21 protein-coding genes are annotated in these 22,761 nt (G+C 70.3%); 12 read left to right on the forward strand and 9 right to left on the reverse strand.

Translation table 11 applies throughout. The annotated features are described in order from the left end of the window. Positions 1 to 336: 336 nt before the first annotated feature. Positions 337 to 2,355 (reverse strand): potassium transporter Kup, encoded by a 2,019-nt coding sequence (locus tag MKL20_RS04175; protein WP_244035626.1) that lies wholly within the window; start codon positions 2,353 to 2,355, stop codon positions 337 to 339. 421 nt (positions 2,356 to 2,776) lie between these two features. Next, on the reverse strand, positions 2,777 to 4,111 hold the full coding sequence (gene ispG, locus MKL20_RS04180) for a flavodoxin-dependent (E)-4-hydroxy-3-methylbut-2-enyl-diphosphate synthase (protein ID WP_409568109.1): 1,335 nt from the start codon (positions 4,109 to 4,111) through the stop codon (positions 2,777 to 2,779). 353 nt (positions 4,112 to 4,464) lie between these two features. Between ispG and MKL20_RS04185 the strand changes: the two genes are divergently transcribed. The 9 genes from MKL20_RS04185 (at position 4,465) to deoA (ending at position 13,376) form a co-directional block, all read left to right on the forward strand. Further along, entirely contained in the window at positions 4,465 to 5,604 is a 1,140-nt protein-coding gene (locus tag MKL20_RS04185) for a patatin-like phospholipase family protein (RefSeq protein ID WP_244035628.1), read from the forward strand. 239 nt (positions 5,605 to 5,843) lie between these two features. Continuing rightward, the gene (locus MKL20_RS04190) at positions 5,844 to 7,535 is read left to right on the forward strand and encodes a methyl-accepting chemotaxis protein (protein ID WP_244035629.1); all 1,692 of its coding nucleotides are present in this window, start codon (positions 5,844 to 5,846) and stop codon (positions 7,533 to 7,535) included. Between the two features lie 134 nt (positions 7,536 to 7,669). Next, entirely contained in the window at positions 7,670 to 8,224 is a 555-nt protein-coding gene (locus MKL20_RS04195) for a glutathione peroxidase (RefSeq protein ID WP_243969958.1), read from the forward strand. 58 nt (positions 8,225 to 8,282) lie between these two features. Next, positions 8,283 to 8,906 carry a sigma-70 family RNA polymerase sigma factor gene (locus MKL20_RS04200; protein ID WP_244035630.1) on the forward strand — a complete coding sequence of 208 codons (624 nt, stop codon included), beginning with the start codon at positions 8,283 to 8,285 and terminating at the stop codon, positions 8,904 to 8,906. 81 nt (positions 8,907 to 8,987) lie between these two features. After that, the gene (locus MKL20_RS04205; protein WP_244035631.1) at positions 8,988 to 9,752 is read left to right on the forward strand and encodes an anti-sigma factor family protein; all 765 of its coding nucleotides are present in this window, start codon (positions 8,988 to 8,990) and stop codon (positions 9,750 to 9,752) included. A 350-nt stretch (positions 9,753 to 10,102) separates the two neighbouring features. Next, positions 10,103 to 10,531, forward strand: coding sequence for a cytidine deaminase (locus MKL20_RS04210; RefSeq protein WP_244035632.1), 429 nt, complete (start codon positions 10,103 to 10,105; stop codon positions 10,529 to 10,531). Continuing rightward, positions 10,524 to 11,348: a purine-nucleoside phosphorylase gene (locus MKL20_RS04215; RefSeq protein ID WP_244035633.1), complete on the forward strand. Its 825-nt coding sequence runs from the start codon at positions 10,524 to 10,526 to the stop codon at positions 11,346 to 11,348. The genes MKL20_RS04210 and MKL20_RS04215 overlap by 8 nt, the downstream gene beginning before the upstream one ends. Further along, entirely contained in the window at positions 11,341 to 12,072 is a 732-nt protein-coding gene (gene deoC / locus MKL20_RS04220; protein ID WP_244035634.1) for a deoxyribose-phosphate aldolase, read from the forward strand. Before MKL20_RS04215 ends, deoC begins: the two co-directional genes overlap by 8 nt. A 5-nt stretch (positions 12,073 to 12,077) precedes the next feature. Further along, complete coding sequence (deoA, locus tag MKL20_RS04225; protein ID WP_244035635.1) at positions 12,078 to 13,376, forward strand: thymidine phosphorylase; 1,299 nt, start codon at positions 12,078 to 12,080, stop codon at positions 13,374 to 13,376. Between the two features lie 21 nt (positions 13,377 to 13,397). Here deoA and MKL20_RS04230 read toward each other — a convergent pair whose 3' ends face one another. The 4 genes from MKL20_RS04230 to dnaK form a co-directional block, all read right to left on the reverse strand. After that, positions 13,398 to 13,712, reverse strand: coding sequence for a hypothetical protein (locus tag MKL20_RS04230; RefSeq protein ID WP_244035636.1), 315 nt, complete (start codon positions 13,710 to 13,712; stop codon positions 13,398 to 13,400). A 293-nt stretch (positions 13,713 to 14,005) separates the two neighbouring features. Then, a complete protein-coding gene (locus tag MKL20_RS04235; RefSeq protein ID WP_243969976.1) occupies positions 14,006 to 14,644 on the reverse strand; it encodes a class I SAM-dependent methyltransferase in 639 nt (212 codons plus the stop codon). Positions 14,645 to 14,843: 199 nt separating this feature from the next. Further along, positions 14,844 to 15,986 (reverse strand): molecular chaperone DnaJ, encoded by a 1,143-nt coding sequence (gene dnaJ / locus MKL20_RS04240; RefSeq protein ID WP_244035637.1) that lies wholly within the window; start codon positions 15,984 to 15,986, stop codon positions 14,844 to 14,846. 270 nt (positions 15,987 to 16,256) lie between these two features. Next, positions 16,257 to 18,173 (reverse strand): molecular chaperone DnaK, encoded by a 1,917-nt coding sequence (gene dnaK / locus MKL20_RS04245; RefSeq protein ID WP_244035638.1) that lies wholly within the window; start codon positions 18,171 to 18,173, stop codon positions 16,257 to 16,259. A gap of 390 nt (positions 18,174 to 18,563) precedes the next feature. Between dnaK and MKL20_RS04250 the strand changes: the two genes are divergently transcribed. Continuing rightward, on the forward strand, positions 18,564 to 19,556 hold the full coding sequence (locus MKL20_RS04250; RefSeq protein WP_244035639.1) for a hypothetical protein: 993 nt from the start codon (positions 18,564 to 18,566) through the stop codon (positions 19,554 to 19,556). A 9-nt stretch (positions 19,557 to 19,565) separates the two neighbouring features. On the opposite strand, the gene MKL20_RS04255 is transcribed toward MKL20_RS04250, so the two are convergent. Beyond that, on the reverse strand, positions 19,566 to 20,186 hold the full coding sequence (locus MKL20_RS04255; RefSeq protein ID WP_243969984.1) for a YqgE/AlgH family protein: 621 nt from the start codon (positions 20,184 to 20,186) through the stop codon (positions 19,566 to 19,568). Positions 20,187 to 20,355: 169 nt separating this feature from the next. Here MKL20_RS04255 and MKL20_RS04260 point away from each other — a divergent pair, with 169 nt between their 5' ends. Together MKL20_RS04260 and MKL20_RS04265 are read left to right on the forward strand one after the other, a co-directional pair. Beyond that, positions 20,356 to 20,634, forward strand: coding sequence for a hypothetical protein (locus tag MKL20_RS04260; RefSeq protein ID WP_243969986.1), 279 nt, complete (start codon positions 20,356 to 20,358; stop codon positions 20,632 to 20,634). Positions 20,635 to 20,737: 103 nt separating this feature from the next. Further along, positions 20,738 to 21,217: a peroxiredoxin gene (locus tag MKL20_RS04265; RefSeq protein ID WP_243969988.1), complete on the forward strand. Its 480-nt coding sequence runs from the start codon at positions 20,738 to 20,740 to the stop codon at positions 21,215 to 21,217. A 73-nt stretch (positions 21,218 to 21,290) separates the two neighbouring features. On the opposite strand, the gene MKL20_RS04270 is transcribed toward MKL20_RS04265, so the two are convergent. Beyond that, complete coding sequence (locus MKL20_RS04270) at positions 21,291 to 22,049, reverse strand: restriction endonuclease (protein ID WP_244035640.1); 759 nt, start codon at positions 22,047 to 22,049, stop codon at positions 21,291 to 21,293. A gap of 98 nt (positions 22,050 to 22,147) precedes the next feature. Continuing rightward, positions 22,148 to 22,570, reverse strand: a complete 423-nt coding sequence (locus tag MKL20_RS04275) for a MucR family transcriptional regulator (protein ID WP_243969992.1) — start codon at positions 22,568 to 22,570, stop codon at positions 22,148 to 22,150. Between the last annotated feature and the right edge of the window lie 191 nt (positions 22,571 to 22,761).

A 22,761-nucleotide genomic window follows, 5' to 3' on the forward strand; every position in this document is an offset into this window, starting at 1 on the left:
CGCATGCAGCGTCAGCGGAATGCGACCCGGGACCCAGCACACGACGGCGCGCAGCGTCCGTTTGATCAACCTGTGCCGCTGGCGCGGCACTTCATGTGCTGGGTCCCGGATCAGGTTCCGCTTCGCTTCACCTGTCCGGGACAGGGGCGCGCGTGATCTGCTCGGGAGCGCTGATTCCACGACGCGCACAGGGCCAAACACCTGAAAGGGCTGGGTCTCGACCATTTGCGGGTGCAGGGCAGAGCCCTGCAAGCCTCCGGGCTCCGCCCCGGAACCCCGCAAAAGGGCTGAGCCCTTTGGAGACCCGATGTCTCCTGCGCGCGATCAAGATCGCTCCTACACCGTCACCTGCGTCCCGACCTCGACCACGCGCCCGGTGGGGATCTGGAAGAAGTCCGTCGCGTCGTTGGCATTCTTGGCGAGGGTGATGAAAATCCGGTCCTGCCAGAGCGGCATGCCAGAATGGGTCGCCGGGCGGATCGAGCGGCGGGACAGGAAGAACGACGTCGCCATGATGTCGAACTTGAAGCCCTGGCGGCGCAGCAGCACCAGGGTTTTTGGGATGTTCGGCGTCTCCATGTAGCCGAACTTCATCACGACCTTGAAGAAATGCGGCCCCACCGGCTCCAGCCGGACCTTGTCGGCTTCGTTCGAGCGGGGGGTGTCCACCGTCTCGACGGTGAGGATCACGTTCTTCTCGTGCAGCACCTTGTTGTGCTTCAGGTTGTGCAGGAGCGCGGCCGGGGCGATCTCGGGGTCGCTCGTCAGGAACACCGCGGTGCCGCGCACGTGATGGGGCGGGCTCTTCTCCAGCATGCCGACCAGCTCGACCAGCGGCACGTCGGTCTTGCGGGTCTTGTTGAACAGGATCGTGACCCCGCGCACCCAGGTCCACATCAGCACGATGAGGGCCCCGGCCAGGATCAGGGGTACGTAGCCGCCCTCGACCACCTTGATCAGGTTGGAGAGCAGGAACAGGAACTCCAGCACGATGAAGGGCAGCATCACCAGGGCGGCTGCCACCGGCGACCAGCCCCACATCCGCCAGATCACCAGGAAGGTCATCGAGGCGGTGAGCAGCATCGTCCCGGTCACCGCGATGCCGTAGGCCGAGGCCAGCGACGACGAGGTCTTGAACAGCACCGCCAGCAGCACGACGCCGACCATCAGGAGGCCGTTGATCTGCGGCAGGTAGATCTGGCCGGCATGCGATTCGGAGGTGTGCCGGATCTCGAGGCGCGGCAGCAGGCCGAGCTGGATCGCCTGCCGGGACAATGAGAAGGCGCCGGTGATCACCGCCTGGCTCGCGACCACGGTGGCCAGCGTCGCCAGCACCACCATCGGCAGCAGGCCCCAGGCCGGGACGAGCTGGAAGAACGGGTCGGCGGTGTCGGGCTTCTCCAGCACCAGGGCCGCCTGGCCGAGATAATTCAAGGCGAGCGCCGGGAAGACCAGGCAGACCCAGGCGACCTGGATCGGCTTGCGGCCGAAATGCCCGAGATCGGCGAACAGGGCCTCGGCGCCGGTCACCGCCAGGAACACGGCGCCGAGCGCCACCAGCGCCCCGGTGCCGTGGCCGAGCAGGTAATGCACCGCGTACCAGGGGTTGGCGGCGCGAAAAACCTCCGGGTGCAGGCCGATATGCGGCAGGGCCGCGAGCGCCATGGCGACGAACCACACCACGGTCATCGGCCCGAAGAACGCCGCGACCTTGGCGGTGCCGCGATTCTGCACGAGGAACAGGACGATGATGATCGTCACCGTGATCGGCAGCACGTAGTCGTTCAGGGCCGGGGTGACGAGCTTCAGCCCCTCCACGGCCGAGAGCACCGAGATCGCCGGGGTGATCACCGCGTCGCCGTAGAACAGCGAGGCGCCGAGCAGCCCGAGCATGAACACGATGCGGGAGCCGCCGAGCGCCTTCCGGGCGAGCGCCATCAGCGAGAGGATGCCGCCCTCGCCGTTGTTGTCCATGCGCAGCAGGATCAGGACGTACTTGACCGTCACGATCAGGAACAGCGCCCAGAGGATCAGCGAGACGGTGCCGATCACCTCCTCGGGCAGCAGGATGCCGTCGGTGCGGGCCGGGACCAGCGCCTCGCGGAAGGCGTAGAGCGGGCTGGTGCCGATATCGCCGTAGACGACGCCGACCGAGCCGACCAGCAGCGTCCAGAAACCGGCATGGCCGTGCCGGGTCTCCGCCTTCTCGGGAGAATCGAGGGCGCCGCCGGGCGCAGGCCCCTGCGCCGGCCCGGTGCCGCCGGTCTCGCCCGCCGCCGCGGCGGAATCGGGCGCGGCGTCAGAGGCCGCGGGCACGGGCTGGGCTGCTACGCCGGGTGCGAAGGTTTGGCTCATGCGGAATGTCGGAGGCTCGGGCGTGGCCGGCGTTTCGCGGGTCGGCTCAGGGGCCTGGTGGGGCCGGGCAGGAGGACGCGAAAACTCCGCCGAACCACGCGGGCCGGCCACCGGGCCGACCGCTCACGGGATCGTGCGGCCTTGCTATCACGGCCTCAGGCGGCCGGGAACCGGGGGCACCGCGAAGATCAGGGCTTCGGTGGGAGCAGGGGCGCGCGGTGGTGGGGGCAACGTTCGCTTTGGGGGAGGCCCTACGCGTCCGATCACCCGCCTCGTCATTCCGGGGCGCCGCAGGCGAGCCCGGAATCCAGATCCGCCGACGACGCCAGACCTTGATCTGTCGGAGGCTATGGATCCCGGGTTCCGCTGCGCGGCCCCGGGATGACAAGGTGATTCTTCCGGCGCTGTTCCGCGACCCGGCCTATTCAGCCGCGGTGCGCGTGCCGCCGCCCTGCTGGCCGAAGCGGCGCTCGATGTACTCGATCACGACCGTCTCGAAATCCTTGGCGAGCGTCGCACCGCGCAGCGTCATGGCCTTCTTGCCGTCGATGAACACCGGCGCGGTCGGGGTCTCGCCGGTGCCCGGCAGGGAGATACCGATATCGGCATGCTTCGATTCGCCCGGGCCGTTGACGATGCAGCCCATCACGGCGACGTTCAGGCCCTCGACCCCCGGATAAGTCTTCTTCCACTCGGGCATGGAGGTGACGATCCAGTTCTGGATGTCGCGGGCCAGCTCCTGGAAGGTGGTCGAGGTGGTGCGGCCGCAGCCGGGGCAGGCCGCGACCATCGGCACGAAGGTGCGGAAGCCCATGGTCTGCAGCAGTTCCTGGCTCGCCTTGACCTCGACGCTGCGGTCGCCGCCCGGCTCGGGGGTGAGCGAGTAGCGGATCGTGTCGCCGATCCCCTCCTGCAACAGCACGCCGATCGCCGCCGAGGCCGCCACCAGGCCCTTGGAGCCCATGCCGGCCTCGGTGAGGCCGAGATGGATCGCGTAGTCCGAGCGGCGCGCCACCTCGCGGTAGACCGCGATCAGGTCCTGCACCGCCGAGACCTTGGCCGACAGGATGATCTTGTTCTGCGGCAGGCCGAGTTCCACCGCCCGGTCGGCCGAGCCGATCGCCGAGCGCACCATCGCCTCGCGCATCACCGCGCGGGCATCGATCGGCCGCGGCAGCTTGGCGTTCTCGTCCATCAGATGGGTGAGCAACTCGCCGTCGAGCGAGCCCCAGTTGGCACCGATCCGCACGGTCTTGCCGTACTTGATCGCCTGCTCGATGATCGAGGAGAACTGGGTATCCTTCTTGTCCTTGAACCCGACATTGCCGGGGTTGATCCGGTACTTCGCCAGGGCCTCGGCGCAGGCCGGATGGTCGGCGAGCAGCTTGTGGCCGATATAGTGGAAGTCGCCGACCAGCGGCACGTGCACGCCGATCCGGTCGAGGCGCTCGCGGATCTTCGGCACCGCGGCTGCGGCCTCGTCCCGGTCGACCGTGATGCGGACCAGCTCCGAGCCGACCCGGGCGAGCTGGGCCACCTGCGCCACCGTGCCGTCGATGTCGGCGGTGTCGGTGTTGGTCATCGACTGCACGACGATCGGGGCGCCGCCGCCGACCATGACCGCGCCTTCGCCTTCGCCGACCGTGACGCCGACGGTGCGGTGGCGCGGTGCCGGGCCGGCGACCTCCGGGCCCCCGTAGGCCAGGATGGTCTCGGGAGCGGGATTTTCGGAGCGGATGGCTTCCATGACTTCCATCGTGGACCTTCGCGTGCGCGCGCTTCGCGAAAAAGCGCCGGGGCCTTATCGGGCCGGCCGGGCGTTTCGCGGCGCGCGCCTCGCCGGAGCTTCAGGGCTGCGGGCCGCCCGCGGGTTAGCTGCGGACGACGCCGCGCAGCGTCAAGCCGACGCCGCGCATGACAGCATCGCGGCTGTCATGTCGTATCCGGATGCGGATGTCGAGTTTGCCGCGTGCGCAACATCGGTTTTCGTCCGGCCCTGTTGCCGAATCGCGCGTCGTGACCGGGGTCTCGGATGTGCCGTAAGCCCGGCGCATGGTTGATGTTGCACTGCACCATCCCATCTAGGGGATCCTGATTTTGGAGGCCGACATGAGCGAGCACCCCCACGGCGGTGAGCCGCACAACCCGGTGACCGTGGTTCCCGAAATTCCGCCCGAAGTCCCGGTCTCGGACGGGATCGAGCCCAATCCCGTGCATCCGCCCCGCCAGATCCTTGCGGGGCCCCGGGCCGAGAAGCCGGTCGCGCTGGCCTTGCAGGGCGGCGGTGCGCATGGCGCCTTCACCTGGGGCGTGCTCGACGCGCTGATCGAGGACGGACGTCTGGCCTTCGAGGCGGTGACCGGGGCCAGCGCCGGGGCCATGAACGGCGTCGTGATGGTGGACGGCTGGCTCAAGGGCGGCCCGGACGGCGCCCGGGAGGGACTGGAGCGGTTCTGGCGCGAGGTCAGCCTCGACGGCGATCTCGGGCCGGCGCAGCGCAACTTCGTGAGCGGGTTATTCAACCTGTGGAAGGGCAACCCGGTGGCCGAGTTCTGGTCCAAGCTGCTCTCGCCGAGCCCCTACGTGTCGAACCCGCTCAACATCAACCCGCTGCGCAAGGCGCTGGCCGAGCAGATCGATTTCGAGCGCCTGCGCGAGGCCGAGACCGCGGGCCTGTTCGTCTCGGCCACCAATGTCTGGACCGGCAAGCTCGCGGTGTTCGAGCGCGAGCGCCTCACCGTCGACCACCTGATGGCCTCGGCCTGTCTGCCCACGGTGTTCCAGGCGGTGGAGATCGACGGCGTGCCCTATTGGGACGGCGGCTATCTCGGCAACCCGCCGCTCTACCCGCTGCACCGGGGCGCCCGGACCCGCGACATCGTGCTGGTCCAGATCAACCCGGTCGAGCGGCGCGAGACCCCGCGCACGGAGAGCGAGATCCGCGACCGGCTCAACGAGATCACCTTCAACGCCAACCTGATGCGGGAATTGCGGGCGATCGACTTCCTCGACGGCCTGATCGAGGACGGCACCCTGGGCCAGGGCGGCTACCAGCGGGTCCTCGTGCACCGGATCGACGGCACCGACGCGCTGGAGGATTACAACGCCGCTTCCAAGCTCGACGCGCGCTGGACCGTGTTCAAGCGCCTGCGCGACAAGGGCCGTGCCGCCGCGCAGGTCTGGCTCGCCGAGACCTACGGGACGATCGGGCAGGCTTGTACACTCAACCTGCGGGATGCGTATCAGTAAAACGCCGTACGTCCGACGCGAGGATCGTCATCCGGCAAGATGTGATACGATCGATATCGCGTCGAAATCCGGATGATCGTGATGTTCTTTGTAAGATCAAGGCGTTTATCTCCGGCTAAAGACTGAATTTAAAGTAGAAAATCCCAGGCGTAAGATATCTTTCACGGGGCTCCGTTAGCTCGGCCCTTTCACCGAAGACCGAGCGGGCGCGGTGATTCTGATTCCTGGGAGGGCTGGCCATGAGATTTCGTCTGATCGACCTCAAGACCGGCGTGAAGATCGCGCTCATCATGGCGCTGATGCTGGCGATCACCGCCGGCGTCACGGCGATCTCGCTCCGCAATACCGGGCTGATCGAGGACGCCGAAGAGTGGACGGTCCATACCCACGAGGTGCTGGCCGAAGTCGGCCGGATGACCAACGCCATGGTCGACCGGGAGACCGCCCTGCGCGGCTACCTGATCTCCGCCGATCCGCGCTTCCTCGAACCCGAAGAGGCCGGGCGAAAAACCTTCGCGGCGTCCTGGGATGCGGCGCGGACCCTCACGGCCGGCAATCCCACGACGCAGGCCATGCTCGCGGACGTGAAGGTCCTCGCCGACCGCTGGAGCACGGAGGTCGCGGATCGTGAACGTGCCCTGATGAAGGAGCCCGCCACCCAGGAGGAGGCGCGCCGGCTCGAAAGCTCGGGCGCCGGCAAGGCGGCGATGGACGGCCTGCGCGCCAAGGCGGCCGAGATCACGCGGTTCGAACGGGGCCTCCTGAAGGAGCGGAGCGCCGCTTCGGCGGCGGCCATCGCGTCGTCGCGGGCGGCCAACCTGATCGGCCTCGGCTTGATCGTGCTCACGGCCCTGCTCGGGTCGCTGGCCCTGCATAAGGGCATCGGCAAGCCGATCCACCAAATGACCCAGGCCATGACCCGGCTCGCCGCCAACGACCTCTCCGTCGAGATCCCCGGAATCGGGCGCCGCGACGAGATCGGCGCCATGGCCGGCGCCGTGCAGGTGTTCCGGGACGGGCTCGCCCGGGCAAAGGCCCTCGAGGAGGAGGCCGCCCAGGCCCGGGCCGAGCTGGAGGCGCAGCGCAAGGCGGCGATGCACGAGATGGCCGTCAGCTTCGAGGGCGCCGTCGGCGGCATCATCCGCGCCGTCGCCACGGCCTCGGCGAATCTGAAATCCACGGCCGAGACCATGAGCGCCGCGGCGGCCGAGACCGCCAGCCAGTCGACCACGGTGGCGTCGGCGGCCGAGCAGGCGGCCTCGAACGTCAACACCGTGGCGGCGGCGGCCGAGGAACTCGGCGTCTCCGTCAACGAGATCGGCCGCCAGGTCCAGGCCTCGGCCGACCTCGCCGACGCCGCGGTGCTGGAGGCCGGGAAGTCCGCGGACCTCGTGCGCAACCTGCGCGACGGCGCCGTCAAGATCGGTGCCGTGGTCGACCTGATCAGCGGCATCGCCGGCCAGACCAACCTCCTGGCCTTGAACGCCACCATCGAGGCCGCCCGGGCCGGCGAGGCGGGGCGGGGCTTCGCGGTGGTCGCCACGGAGGTGAAGGAGCTGGCCGGCCAGACCGCCAAGGCCACCGACGAGATCGCCCGGCAGATCAGCGAGATCCAGTCCTGGACCGGGGAGACGGTGGACGCGATCGGAATTATCGTCGGCCGCATCACCGAGATGAGCGGGCTCTCCACCGGTATCGCCGCGGCGATCGAGGAGCAGGGCTCGGCGACCCAGGAGATCGTCCGGAATGTCGGGCAGGCGGCGGTCGGGGCCGGCGAGGTGACGGCTAACATCGCCGGGGTCGCCAACGCCGCCGAGGGCGCCGGGGCCGCTGCCGTGCAGGTGCTCGGCTCGGCCTCCGAACTCTCGGTCCAGGCGGAGCGGCTCGACGCGGAGGTCCATCGCTTCCTCGACACGGTGCGAGCGGCGTAAGCGAAGCGCGGGGCTGCGCGCCCCGAACCCCGCCAAAGGGCCGCAGGCCCTTTGGGATCCCGGTGTTGAGATCTCCGCGGCGGGCGCCCTAAATTCGGTTCGGGCGTGAGCGCCCGTGACCCTGCGAGGCCGCCATGACGTTGTTGCGCCGCGAGGCCCTGATCCTGCTCGGTGCCGGGATTGCCGGCGCTGCCCGGGCCGCGCCATCCGGGCGGGCCACCGATTTCGCCTTCGAGCATCCGGAGGGCGGCGCGATGCCGCTCTCGGCCTATGCCGGGCGGCCGATCCTCGTGGTCAACACCGCCACCGCCTGCGGCTACGCCGGGCAACTCGCCGGGCTCCAGACCCTGTGGACCCGCTTCGGCGACCGGGGGCTCACAGTGATCGGCGTGCCGTCGCCGGATTTCGGCAACCAGGAGCCGCTCGACGGCCCCGCCATCGCCGAGGCCGCGCGGAAGAACCACGGCGTGACCTTCCCGCTGACCGCCAAGACCCGGGTGAAGATGCCGGGCGCGCACCCGTTCTACCAATGGGCGGCGGCGGAGCGGCCGGGCGAGACGCCGCGCTGGAACTTCCACAAATACCTGATCGCCCGGGACGGCTCGCTCGCCGCCGCCTTCGCCACGCAGGTGGAGCCCACCGACCCCAGGATGGTCTCGGGCATCGCCGCCACCCTCGACCAGGCCTGACTGGCCGCGGGAATCCGGGCGCCGGGATTAAACCCCCGGCCTGCCGCGTTCACACCCCATGGCCTCAGACAAGCACACGCATCCGGACATCGTCGACCTGCTGGTGCCCCTGCGGCGCTACGCGCGGTCGCTGACCCGCGACGCCCTGCGGGCGGACGATCTGGTGCACGACACCTTGGTGCGCGCCCTGGAGATGCAGGGTTCCCTGCGCCCCAACACCAACCTGCGCACCTGGATGATGACGGTGCTGCACAACGCCTTCATCGACGAGCAGCGCCGCCGCCAGGTCGAGGCGCGTCACGCCGACGCGCTGGTGCGGATGAGCGAGGACATGGCGCCCCCCGCCCAGGAGGGACGGGTGCGCCTCGCCCAGATCCGGCAGGCCTTCCTGACCCTGCCGGAGGAGCAGCGCGCCGCCCTCCACCTCGTGACCCTGGAAGGCATGGCCTATGCCGACGCCGCCGCGGTGCTCGGCATCCCGATCGGCACCCTGATGTCGCGCCTCGGCCGCGGCCGGGCTGCGCTCCGGGCCTTCGAGGAGGGCAGCCGGGCCAAGACCGAGGCCGAGCCCGAGGCGAGCCGACCGGATCCCCGGCGCGGTACCTATACCGGCCTGCGCCTCGTCGCCTCCGACGAGACCCGGGACCGGCCGCCGATGAGACGCGCCTCAGGCGACGCCTGAGGCATCCGCCAACACCGCACAGATGATGATGACGACCGGCGGATCCGCCCCGGCGGCACGCTGGAATCGAGGACTTCACCGATGATGGATCCGATCACAGACGACGATCTCATCGCCTTCGTCGACGGGCAGATCGACCCGATGCGCCGCCTCGATGTCGAGGCGCACTTGGCCGCTCATCCCGGGGCCGCCGCCCAGGTGATGGCCGATCTGCACGATCGCGACGCCCTCCGGGCCGCTTTCGGGCGCCTGCCCGGCCCGGGACCCGACCGGACCCTCGTCCTGGCGCGCCGCTTCGACCGCAACCAGCGCTGGCGCCGGGTCGGGGCGCGGCTCAAGCGCGCCGCCGCGATCGCGGTGCTGGTCGGCGCGGGCTGGCTCGCCCATGACGAGATCGGCCGGTTCGGCGTGCCCGACACCCTGGCCGCGACCCCCGATCCGGCCCTGATCGCGGATGCCCGGCAGGCCCGCGCCGTGGCGCAGCTGCGCAAGAACATCGCCAACCAGGGCGACCACCCGGTCTACGACCGGGCCCGTCTCCAATCGGTCACCGGCATCGACCTGCCGCCGCTCCCGGCCGGCTGGCAGGTGCGCGACATCCAGATCTTCCCCGGGCGCCACGGCACCGGCATCGAGATCGCCTTCGAGGCCGGCCCCCTCGGCGAGGCCTCCCTGTTCGCCACGCGCGGCCTGCGCGGCGGCCCGGCGGCGCTCACCGGCTCGGACGACGGCACCCTCCTGTCCTGGAATGCGGGCGACACCGCCTACGCGCTGAGCGGCCCGCAGGACGATCGGGTCCTGCGACAGGCCGCGGGGATGCTGGGGGCGGGCGCGGCGACGCGCTGAGACAAACAGAACGCACGTCGCGGACAGCGTCTCAGTCCGCGCGGCCCTTTTCCCGGGCGCATGCAGCGACAGCGGAATGCGACCCGGGACCCAGCGCGAGACGACGCGAAGCGTCCGCCCGAAGCGACGTTGCCACGGATCGTGCCGCTGCGCGGCGCTTTCTCTGCTGGGTCCCGGATCACCGTCCACTGACGTTCCCGGTGTCCGGGAAAGGGGCCGTTCAACCGCCAAGCGCGATTTCAGCCGGCGCGCCGCAGCCGTTCTGGAGCGCTCGCGGAAACCGGTATCCGATCCGCGTGGGCGCCCCCCGCCCCTCGACAGGCCGCCCCGGCGGGTGCCAAAGATCGGCCATGCAGGCTGCCGATTCAGCGCAAGAGAATGATGGGCTCAGCGCCCTGTTCGAGGCCGCGCGGGCGGTGCGCGAGCGGGCGCATGCGCCCTATTCCCGGTTCCGGGTCGGGGCGGCGGTCCGCGACGAGCGGGGCGCGATCCATGCCGGCTGCAACGTCGAGAACGCGGCCTATCCGGTCGGCACCTGCGCGGAGGCCGGGGCGATCGCCGCGATGATCGCGGGCGGCGGCCGGCGCATCGCGGAGATCCTGGTCTGCGGCGACGGCGCGGGCCTGGTGACGCCCTGCGGCGCCTGCCGCCAGCGCATCCGCGAATTCGCCGGTCCCGACACGCCGATCCATGCCGCCGGGCCGGAGCGCGTCGCCAAAACCTTCACGCTGGCGGAGCTGCTGCCCGAATCGTTCGGGCCGGAGACGCTGGGTGACTGAGGCCGCCGCCCTCGACGCGCTCCGGGCCGCGGGCTTCGGCGGCGGCTATGCCTGCGCCATCGTCACCGGCACCGGGCTCGGCGGGATCGCGGCCGGGCTCACGGATGCGACCGCGCTGGATTACGCGGCGATCCCGGGTTTCCCCGGGGCCGGCGTCAGCGGCCATGGCGGCCGGCTGCATCGCGGGCGCCTCGACGGGGGGCCCGTGCTGGTGTTCGAGGGCCGGGCGCATGCCTATGAGCGGGGCGACGCGGCGGCGATGCGGGTGCCGCTCGCCTGCGCGGTCGGGCTCGGCGCGCGGCGCCTGCTCCTCACCAACGCCTCCGGGTCGCTGCGGCCGGAGACCGGCCCCGGCAGCCTCGTCCTGCTCGCGGACCACATCAACCTGTCGGGGATGAACCCGCTGATCGGCGAGGCGAGCGACGCCCGCTTCGTGCCGATGACCGAGGCCTACGATCCGGACCTGCGCGCGCGCCTCCGGGCGGCCGCGGGGGCCTGCGCCGTGCCGCTCACTGAGGGCGTCTACGCCTGGTTTTCCGGCCCGAGCTTCGAGACCCCCGCCGAGGTCCGGATGGCCGGCATCCTCGGGGCCGATCTCGTCGGCATGTCCACCGTGCCCGAGGTGATCCTGGCCCGCTTCCTCGGCCTGCCGGTGGCGGCCGTGTCGGTGGTGACCAACCTCGCCGCCGGGATCGCCGGGGGTGCCCCCCATCACGCCGAGACCAAGGCGGTGGCGGCCCGGGCCGCGGCGGATCTCGGCCGCCTGGTCCGGGCCTTCGTGGCCGGCCTGCCCGTCGAGGAGAGCCCTCATGGATGAACCCGATGCCGGTGCGGTCGCCCGCCGGGCGCTGCCGCTCCTCGATCTCACCGACCTCACCGAGACCTGCACCGAGCCGAAGATCGATGCGCTCTGCCGGGATGCGCGGAGCGGCGGCGTCGCGGCGATCTGCGTCTGGCCGCGTTTCGTGACGCAGGGCGCGCGGGCGCTCAAGGGCAGCGGCATCCGGGTCGCCACGGTGATCAACTTCCCGGCCGGCGGCGACGATTGCGCCCGGGCGCTCGACGACACCACGGAAGCCCTGCGCGACGGCGCCGACGAGATCGACCTCGTCCTGCCCTACCGCGCCTTCCTGCGTGGGGACGATGCCGCTGCCCGCGACATGGTCGAGGCCGTGCGCGATACATGCGGGTCCGCGACCCTCAAGGTCATCCTGGAGACCGGCGAGCTCGCCGATCCCGACGCGATCCGGCGCGCCAGCCGGCTGGCGCTGGAAGCGGGGGCCGACTTCCTGAAAACCTCCACGGGCAAAAGCCCGGTCTCGGCGACCCCGGAGGCTGCCGAGGCGATGCTGGTCGAGATCGGAGCGAGCGGGCGCCCCGCCGGCCTCAAGGTCTCGGGCGGCCTGCGCAGCGTCGCCGATGCCGGCGCCTATCTGGCGCTCGCCGACCGGATCATGGGGCCGGACTGGGTAAGCGCCAAAACATTCCGGCTCGGGGCGAGCAGCCTGTTCGGCGCCCTGATGCAGGCGCGGGAGTCGTGAAGAGCATGCGCCTGCCGCAGGAAACCATCCGGGCCAAGCGCGACGGCTTGACTCTCGACTCGGAGGAAATCGCGGCCTTCGTCCGCGGCCTCACCGACGGCGCGGTCGGGGAGGGGCAGGCGGCGGCCTTCGCCATGGCGGTGTTCTTCCGCGGCCTGGCCCTGCCCGAGCGCGTGGCGCTGACCCGGGCGATGGCGGAATCCGGCACGGTGCTCGCCTGGGACCTCCCGGGTCCGGTGCTCGACAAGCACTCCACCGGCGGCATCGGCGACACGGTGAGCCTGCCGCTTGCCCCGATGGTGGCGGCCTGCGGCGGCTACGTGCCGATGATCTCCGGCCGCGGCCTCGGCCATACCGGCGGGACGCTCGACAAGCTCGCCAGCATCCCCGGCTACGACGCCGCGCCGGGGCTCGACACCTTCCGCCGGGTGGTCGGGCAGGTCGGCTGCGCGATCATCGGCCAGACCGCCGAATTGGCCCCCGCCGACCGGCGCCTCTACGCGATCCGCGACGTCACCGGCACGGTCGAATCCCTCGACCTGATCACTGCCTCGATCCTGTCGAAGAAACTCGCCGCCGGCCTCGAGGGCCTGGTGATGGACGTCAAGCAGGGCTCCGGCGCCTTCATGACCGGGCTCGACGCGGCGCGGGCGTTGGCCGAAAGCATCGTCACGGTGGCCGAGGGCGCCGGCCTGCGCACCGCCGCGCTGATCACCGACATGGACGCGCCGCTCGCCAGCGCCGCCGGCAACGCCGTCGAGGTCGCCTACGCGATCGATTACCTGACCGGTGCGCGCCAGGAGCCGCGCTTCCACGCGGTCACCCTGGCGCTCGGGGCCGAGATGCTGGTCGCCGGCGGCCTCGCGCCGGATCGGGACGCCGCGACTGAGCGTCTGGAGGCGGCCCTCGCCTCCGGCCAAGCGGCCGAGATTTTTTCCAAGATGGTCGCGGCGCTCGGCGGCCCGGGCGATCTTTTGGAGGACCCGGCGCGATACCTGCCGGCGGCGCCGGTGCGACGGCCGGTCCGGCAGGACGGCACGGTCGCGGGCATCGACACGCGGGCGATCGGACTGGCGGTGATCGGGCTCGGCGGCGGCCGGACCCGGCCGGAAGACGCGATCGACCCGCGCGTCGGGTTCACCGACCTCGCGGGTCCCGGGGATGCGTCCGGCCAGCTCGGGATCGTCCACGCGGCCGACGAGGCCGCCGCCGACCGGGCGGAGGCGGCCCTGCGGGCGGCCTACCGGATGGGCGAAGCGCCCCCCGGCCGGCCGGCGATCATCGAGCGGGTGGGGGCCGGATAGGATCCGGCCCCGCTGCGGGCCTTACCAGCGGCCGTAGCCGTGACGGTGGTGGCCGCCGAAGCCGCGGTGATGACCCCAGCCGCGATGGTGGCCGTGGCCCCAGCCGTGGTGATGATGGTGGCCCCGGAAGCCCGGGCCGAAGCCGTGGCGCGGGCCGAATCCGTGATGCCGGTGGCCGTACCCATAGCCGTACTGGACATCCACGATGTCGCCGGCGCCCTGGTGCAGGCCGGTATCGAGGCCGAGCGGCGCGGCCATCGCGGGCGCCCCGAGGGTGAGCCCCCCGAGCGCCAGGGCGGCGGCTGCCAGGCGTAGGCGTGCGGTCTTGGTGAACATCGGCGTCCTCCTGTGCCTCGCCGATCGCGTTGCGGCGACCGGCCGTGACCCAGGTATGGCCCTTTTAAGTTGACGCGGACGTGAGTTCGTCTCTCAGGCGTTGTTCAGGTTTGGGTGGCATCCAAAAGCTGGAAGTCCTTGTTCGGATCCCTGCGCCCACGCCGTCATCGCGAGCGCAGCGAAGCGACCCAGGGATCCACCACGTTCGGGGATCGCGCGCTGCCCTGGGTTGCTTCGCTCCGCTCGCAATGACGGCGCGGGCGGTATGCGATCCGGTATCGCTGAGAGGTGCCCTAAGGCCGCCGATACACCCACACCCGTGCCGGCGGCAGGTTCAGCCAGACGCGGTTCGAGCGGTCGGCGGTGTAGCTGCCGGCTTCGCAGCGGGCCGGGATCGGCGGCACCACCGCGTAGGTGAACTGCACGAAGGGCGCGCCCGGCTGCATCAGGTCGTGGGCGGCGTTGAGCAGGTCGAGGCGCTGCTCCAGCGGCTTGGTGAACAGCGGCAGGCTCGAGATCGTCGCGGCCGCCGGCTGGGTCAGCGCCGTCTTGAGGGTCGCGCGCATGTCGTAGGCATCGCCCCGGATCACCGTCACGCCCGGGAAGCGGCGGGTCAGCAAGCGGCAGAAATCCGGATTGAACTCCACCAGGATCAGCCGCGACGGCGCGATGCCCCGGCGGATCAGCGCCTCCGTCACCGGGCCAGTGCCGGGGCCGAGCTCGACCACCGGGCCTTCGCGGCGCGGATCGACGTAGGACGCCATGGTCCGGGCCAGCATCTTGCCGGACGGCGTCACCGCGCCGGTGACGAGCGGCCGTTCGAACCAGGAGCGCAGGAACCGGGCCTCGTCCTCCAGGGGGTCGCGCCGCGGCCCAAGACTGTCACCCCTGGCGGCAGGGGCCTTCGCACTGGGACGGCGGAGCGGCGGCAAGTCCTGGATTCCTCGAAGCCGATGGGAATGGAAGGCTAAGGCGACGCGCCGTCTTACAGTCAAGCCGGTCCGGCGCCTAGGGTAAGCATGCCACGCTCGCCGGATGCATAACGGACGTGCACCGGTTCGGATCCGGTTTCAGCGCACGCCGCCGAAGTGGATACCGGTTCGGCCTCAGCGAGCGCGTTCAATCAACGCCTTACGGCCGGACGGCGCTCCCGAAGAAATCCCGCACCTTGGCGAAGAAGCCGGCCGATTCCGGGTGATTCTCCGGCGAGGCCGACTGGTCGAACTCCTGGAGCAGCTCGCGCTGGCGCTTGGTCAGGTTCTGCGGGGTCTCGACGAAGACCTGGATGTAGAGGTCGCCGACCTCGCGCGAGCGGAGCACCGGCATGCCCTTGCCCTTGATCCGGAACTGCTTGGCGGTCTGCGTCCCGGCCGGGATCCGAACCTGGGTCTGCGAGCCGTCGATCACCGGCACGGTGATCTCGCCCGCGAGCGCGGCGGTGACCATCGAGATCGGCACCCGGCAGAACAGGTCGGCGCCGTCGCGCTGGAAGAATTCGTGCTGCTTGATCGACAGGAAGACGTAGAGGTCGCCCGGCGGGCCGCCGCGCAACCCGCTCTCGCCCTCGCCGGCGAGCCGGATGCGCAACCCGTCATCGACGCCCGCCGGCACGTTGATCGAGAGCGTGCGCTCGCGATTGACCCGGCCGGCGCCCTGGCAGGTAGCGCAGGGATCGTCGACGATCTCGCCGCGGCCGTGGCAGTTCGGGCAGGTGCGCTCGATGGCGAAGAAGCCTTGCGCGGCCCGCACCCGGCCGTAGCCGGCGCAGGTCGGGCAGGTCCGCGGCTTCGAGCCGGGCTTGGCGCCCGAGCCGTCGCAGGCCTCGCAGGTCACCGAACTCGGGATCCGGATGGTCTCGGCCTTGCCGATGAAGGCTTCTTCGAGGGTGATTTCGAGGTTGTAGCGCAGGTCGGAGCCGCGCTCGCGCCCCGGCGCACCCCCGCGCCCGCGCTGGGCCGCGCCGCCGCGGCCGTCGCCGAAGAAATTGTCGAAGATGTCCGACATGAAGTCGCCGAACTCGTTGCCGAATCCGGGGCCGCCCGCACCCTGGCTGAAGGCGGCGTGGCCGAACTTGTCGTAGGCCGCGCGCTTCTGGCCGTCCGAGAGGCACTGATAGGCCTCGTTCAATTCCTTGAACTTGATCTCGGCTTCCTTGTCGCCGGGATTGCGGTCGGGGTGATAGGTCATCGCAAGCTTGCGGAACGCGACCTTCAACTCGCCTTCCGTGGCGGTCTTGGCGACCCCCAGGATCTCGTAATAGTCCCGCTTCGACATCCCACCCAGTCTCCGGACAATCAGAAGGCGCTGTGATCCCTGGAACCGCCCGGTCCGCCGCGGCGGGGCCTTCGGGGCAGATCTTGAGCAGGGTGAGCGGGCTGAGGCACCGTCGCGATCATGACGATCCCGCCGATCTAGCATGAGCCGGCCGGTCCGGGGCTGACATCGGACGATATCCGGTTCCTGCGGCGCCCGCGCAACAGCGTGTCACAAGCAGAGGCGGGGCCGGATCGCTCCGGCCCCGCTCGGTCCTGTCGAAACCGCGCCTCAGGCGCGCTTCTTCTGGTCTTTCTCGTCGACCTCCTGGAAGTCGGCGTCGATGACGTCGTCCTTCTTCTCGGAGGCCCCCGCCTCGGCACCGGCCTCGGGGCCGGCGCCCTGGTTGGCGCTGTACATCGCCTCGCCGAGCTTCATCGAAGCCTGCATCAGGTCCGTGGTGCGGGCCTTGATGGTCTCGACATCCTCGCCCTCGAGCGCGGTCTTGAGCGCGGTCATCGCGGTCTCGATCGCGCCCTTGTCGGCCGCCGGGACCTTGTCGCCGTACTCAGTCACCGACTTCTCGGTGGCGTGGATCAGGCTCTCGCCCTGGTTCTTCACCTCGACCAGCTCGCGGCGCTTCTTGTCCGCCTCGGCATTGGCCTCGGCGTCCTTCACCATCCGGTCGATATCGGCGTCCGAGAGGCCGCCCGAGGCCTGGATGCGGATCTGGTGCTCCTTGTTCGTCGCCTTGTCCTTGGCCGTCACGTTGACGATGCCGTTGGCGTCGATGTCGAAGGTCACCTCGATCTGCGGCATGCCGCGGGGTGCCGGCGGGATGCCGACGAGGTCGAACTGGCCGAGCAGCTTGTTGTCGGCCGCCATCTCGCGCTCGCCCTGGAAGACCCGGATCGTGACGGCGTTCTGGTTGTCTTCGGCCGTCGAGAAGGTCTGGGACTTCTTGGTCGGGATCGTGGTGTTGCGGTCGATGAGCCGGGTGAACACGCCGCCGAGCGTCTCGATGCCGAGCGACAGCGGGGTCACGTCGAGCAGCAGCACATCCTTGACGTCGCCCTGGAGCACGCCGGCCTGCACGGCGGCGCCGATCGCCACGACCTCATCGGGGTTGACGCCCTTGTGCGGCTCCTTGCCGAAGAAGGACTTCACCACCTCCTGGATCTTGGGCATGCGGATCATGCCGCCGACCAGCACCACCTCGTCGATCTCGGAGGCCGAGACGCCGGCATCCTTGAGCGCCTTGCGGCAGGGCTCGATCGTGCGCTGCACCAGGTCGTCCACCAGCGACTCGAACTTCGCCCGGCTGAGCTTCAGCGCGAGGTGCTTCGGGCCGGTCTGGTCGGCGGTGATGTAGGGCAGGTTGATCTCGGTCTGGGTGGCCGAGGACAGCTCGATCTTCGCCTTCTCGGCGGCCTCCTTGAGGCGCTGGAGGGCGAGCTTGTCCTTGGTCAGGTCGATGCCCTGTTCCTTCTTGAACTCGGCGGTCAGGTACTCGACCACGCGGTTGTCGAAGTCCTCGCCGCCCAGGAAGGTGTCGCCGTTGGTCGACTTCACCTCGAACACGCCGTCGCCGATCTCCAGGATCGAGACGTCGAAGGTGCCGCCGCCGAGGTCGTAGACCGCGATGGTGCCGGCCTTCTTCTTGTCGAGGCCGTAGGCGAGGGCGGCCGCGGTCGGCTCGTTGATGATGCGCAGCACCTCGAGGCCGGCGATCTTGCCGGCATCCTTGGTCGCCTGACGCTGAGCGTCGTTGAAGTAGGCCGGGACCGTGATGACCGCCTGCGTGACCGGCTGGCCGAGATGCGACTCCGCGGTCTCCTTCATCTTCTGCAGCGTGAAGGCGGAGATCTGCGAAGGCGAGTACTTCTTGCCGTCGGCCTCGACCCAGGCATCGCCGTTGTCGCCGCGGACGATCTTGTAGGGGACGAGGCCCTTGTCCTTCTGGGTCATCGGGTCGTCGTAGGTACGACCGACGAGACGCTTGATGGCGAAGAACGTGCGCTCGGGGTTCGTCACCGCCTGGCGCTTGGCCGGCTGGCCAACGAGCCGCTCGCCGTCATCCGTGAAGGCGACGATCGACGGCGTGGTGCGGGCGCCTTCCGAATTCTCGATGACCCGGGGCTGCGTGCCTTCCATGACGGCCACGCAGGAGTTCGTCGTGCCCAGATCGATGCCGATAACTTTACCCATGGTGGGATCCCTCTTTTCGTCGCGTTCAAGCAGACCGCCGAGCCCCGAAGCAGCTCGGCCCATGGCGGATTGAGTGTGATGTGAGTATGGGACCCGGGCCGGATCAAGGGCCGTGAACGGCTGAAATCCAGCGCATAATCCCGCGTCGAGAGCGATATAAGAACCCCCGGACGGGCTCGCAAGGCAAAGCCGGCGCGTTGGCCCCGGCCATCGCGTTTTTGGCCAAGGCTTTGTTCTGCCTGAAAAATCCTATCGCGGAGGCGCGGCAGCCCGGTTGGCGTCGATGCATTTTGTTGCTCCGCTGCCACGTCCAGGCCATCGATGGCGTGTTAACGCTTCGACAAGGGGTTGAGCGTGGCCCCGCCACCTCGTCTTCCCCGTCAGAGCCCGATGCCACGGACCCGCAGCCTCCTGCTCCCCCTTCTGGCCGCCGCCGTCGCGGCTCCCGTGATGCTCGCCGCCCCGCCGGCGCAGGCCCAGAATTTCTTCGAGCGCCTGTTCGGCATCAAGCCCGAACGCCCGCCGGTGCCGCCGCGCGGCGTGCCCGAGGCGCCGCCCGCCGCGCCGGCCGCTCCCGGGGAGCCTGGCGCGCCCGCGGCCCCCGAGGCGTCCCGGCCCGCGCCGGCTCCGGCCCGGCCCGTGGTGCTGAAGGTCCCCTCCGAGGACGGGGTGATCGGGCAGGAGCTTCAGCTCAACGGGACATCCGGGACCCTGAAGCTGGAGCGGTCCGGCACGACTGTGACGGCGCGGATCAAGCTGCCGGGCACCAAGATTTCGCAGCCGGCGGAATCCTGCACGGTGCCGCTCGCGAACGGCAACCCCATCACCCTGTCCGCCGAGGGCAAGCCCGAAGGCGCGCCCCGCTTCGAGGCCGCCGGGGCCGAGTGCCCGCTGCGCTTCGACGTGGTCGAGGGCGGCGTGCTGGTCTCGTCCCTGGGCCAGGGGCCGGTCTGCACCTTCTCGAACGCCGATTGCGCCACGACCCCCGTGGGCCTGTGGGGGCCGGCCGGCGCCAGCCTGATCCCCCGGGCCGGGGAGTTCGACACCGCCCGGGGCGTCGCCGACAAGGCGGTGCGCGACAATTACAAGCTCATGACCCAGCGCGCCCGGCGCGAGGATGTCCGGCCGGTGGTGAGCGAGCAGGCGGCGTTCTCGGCCGACCGGGAGCAGCTCTGCCGCGGCTACGCCCGCGAAGGCACCCACGGCTTCTGCCACCTGCGGGTCACCGAGAACCGGGCCCTGGCCCTCGCCACCCGGCTCGGCGCCAACACGGCCGTGCCGACGGCTGCCGCGGCACCACGCCGGTCCCGGCCCAAGCCGGCCGTGGAACCCGCCGTGGACGGGATGAACCCGGACGCGGCCGGCGAGATGCCGCCCGAATAGGTTGGGTGTTCAGGCCCGCCCGGCGGTCATCGACAGCATGGCCGGGTCGATGCCGTTGGTCCGCAGGGCCAGCTCGTACTTGGCGTCGAGGTCGGTGTCGAAGATCAGCGCCGGGTCGGCCGGGCAGTTGAGCCAGCCATTGGCCATGATCTCGCTCTCGAGCTGGCCGGCCTGCCAGCCGGCATAGCCCAGGGCCAGCACGGCGCTCGCCGGCCCCTCGCCGCTGGCGATGGCGCGCAGGATCTCGACGGTGGCGGTCAGGCAGATGCCGTCGTCGATGATCAGCGTCGATTGCTGGATGTGGAAATCGTCGGTGTGCAGCACGAAGCCGCGCCGACCCTCCACCGGGCCGCCCATCAGCACCGGCATGTGCCCGACCCGCTCGCGCAGCCGGATCGCGTCCGCCTCCGGGCAGACATCGAGCTGCACCAGCAGGTCCGGCATGCTGATGTCGGTGGCCGCCTTGTTGACGATGATGCCCATCGCGCCGTCCGCCGAATGGGCGCAGACGTAGATCACCGAGCGCGCGAAACGCTCGTCGGCCATCCCGGGCATCGCCACGAGGAACTGGCCGTCGAGGAAGCTCGGGCCGGTGAGCGTGGACTGCACGGGCGACGCTGGGTTCGACATGCGCGTATGCTACGCGGCCCCCTCGCCTTGTCCAGCGGACAAAGCGCGCGGCCCACCGCCGGGGTCGGCCCCGAAGGCGCTGTCGAATCTACGGGCGGATCGCTATATGTCCTCTCCCTCGGGCATGGGACTGCGCGCAGGCCCGATCTGGCCGTGAAAGGAAGCTCCTGTGGCGGACGCTGCATCACCGGCTGCCTTCGACATCGAGGCGCAGCGCGCCCAGATCCAGCGGGCGCTGGAGGAGACGAACAAGTTCGTCGCCGAGCAGCACAAGCTCATGGCCGAGGCGGCCAAGCTGGCCGCCGAGCAACTCAAGATGTCGGCCGAAGCGGCCAAGCTCAGCCGCGACCGGACCCTTGCACCCTGGCAGGTCGCCCTCTCGGGCATGGCCGCGGGCGCAGCCTTCTTCGGCGCGGGGGCCGCCTTCATCAAGCTGCTCGGAGCGTGACGAACTCCGCCGCCCCCGTCCTCGACAGGCCCGTCCCGCCACGCTAGGTCAGGCGCGATTGTCCAGCGCGCGATCCGAGCGTGCAGCAACGGAGGGACCCGCGATGATCCAGGTCGGCGACCACCTGCCCCAGGCGACCTTCCGGGTGACCGGCCCCGAGGGCCCGATCGCCCGCACCACCGACGACGTGTTCAAGGGCCGGCGCGTGGTGCTGATCGGCGTGCCCGGCGCCTTCACGCCGAGCTGCCACCGCAACCACCTGCCCGGTTTCGTCACCAAGAAGGACGAGATCCTGGCCCGCGGCGTCGACGCCATCGCGGTCACCAGCGTCAACGACGTGTTCGTGCTCGATGCCTGGTCGAAGGCCAGCGGCGCCGAGGGCATCGAGTTCCTGGCCGACGGCAATGCCGATTTCGCCAAGGCCATCGGCCTGGAGATGGACGGCACCGGCTTCGGCCTCGGGATACGCTCGAAGCGCTACTCGATGCTGGTCGAGGACGGCGTGGTGAAGATTCTCAACGTCGAGGAGACCCCCTCGAAGGCCGAGGCGTCCGGCGCCGAAGCCCTGCTCAAGGTCCTCTGAGGTCATCGGGGCTTCGCGCCCCGAACCCCCGCCAAAGGGCCTCGGCCCTTTGGGATCCCGGGACCTGATTGCGCTAGCTTCGATGCGCCCCGGCGAGGTCGATGTCGTCCAGCGCGTCGTGGTGCAGGAGCAGCACGCCGGTCGCCGCCGCCAGGCGGCGGGCCGCCGGGGTGAAGCCGGCATTCGACACCACCGCGGCCCGGTCGCCCGCCCAGTAGCGCAGGGCGGCCGCCGCCTCCTGCACGGCGGCGTTGCCCACGGGCTTCGCCAGCCGCTTGCACTGGACGATCAGGCGTAAACCATCGCGCACCGCGACGATGTCGGCCCCCTGGTCGCCGCTCGGCGGGGTCCGGTGCGCCCGCCAGCCCGCCTGGGCCAGGCGCTCGGCGCAGTAGCGCTCGTAGTCGAGCCCGTCGCCCGGCGCCTCGTCCTCCTCGGGCAGCGCGACGGCGGCGGCCTCCGCCTCGACGATCGCCAGCATCCGGGCGCGTTCCGACTCGGCCAGATCGGCGAAGCGCGGCCCGATCTGCGGCAGCACCGTCCGGTCGAGGAAATAGGCCCGCTCCCGCAGCCAGCCATCCTCGATCCGGTTGCCGTAGGCGTCGCAAAAGCTCTCCTGCCGCCGCCGCAGCGCCAGGGTCTCGCCGTGGGCCCGGGCGATCCGGCGCACCCGCGCCCGGAACCGGCGGGGCCGTCCGAGATGGCGCCCGAGCACCAGCACGAGGGCCGCCCCCGTGGCCGCGAAGGCCGGCGGTCCGTACCAGAGCCCGAGCGGGCAGCCGAGCGCGGCCGTCCAGAACAGGCGGGCGACGGGGTTGGGCTTGCCGGGCATCGGATCTCGGGTCGCTTGTGAGCCCGTCGAACCTCGCAAGCGCCCCTTGCCCGATGCTGAATCCCGCTCGGAAAGCTGTGGACGCGCGCCGGCCGGCTTTAAGCCTTCTGGCCTTTCCGCCGCTGGTGGCCGAGGCCCATGCTCTTGGCGAGGTTGGAGCGGGCGGCGGCGTAGTTCGGCGCCACCATCGGGTAGTCGGGGGCGAGGCCCCATTTCTCGCGGTAGGCGTCCGGCGTCAGGTTGTAATGCGTGCGCAGGTGCCGCTTGAGCGACTTGAACTTCTTCCCGTCCTCCAGGCACACGATGAAGTCGGGCTGGACCGAGCGCCGGACCGACACGGCGGGCCGGAGCTCCTCCGCCGGCGGGGCCGGCGGCTGGCTCAGCCCGTGCAGGGTCGCGTGGACCGCGGCGATCAGCCCGGGCAGTTCCGGCACGGGCACCGGATTGTTGCTCACGAAGGCCGACACGATGTCGACGGACAGCGTGAGATAATCCAGGTCCTCTCCGACCATGGCATCCATTCCGAAACCTCCCGTCCGTTGCTCTCGGCCGCCATCATTCGAGGGCGGGCGGCCGGAATCTGTGTCTGCGCTGCCAGATACAGCGCTATAATGGCGCCGGTACTATGATGTGATCAATTTAAGGGCAAGACCAATTTATAGCTGACCACAACAGCCAGACTGATAGCAGTCTGCATTGTCGTATACTGTAC

Source organism: Methylobacterium sp. E-066 (genome assembly GCF_022829635.1).
In the GTDB taxonomy this organism is placed as follows: domain Bacteria; phylum Pseudomonadota; class Alphaproteobacteria; order Rhizobiales; family Beijerinckiaceae; genus Methylobacterium.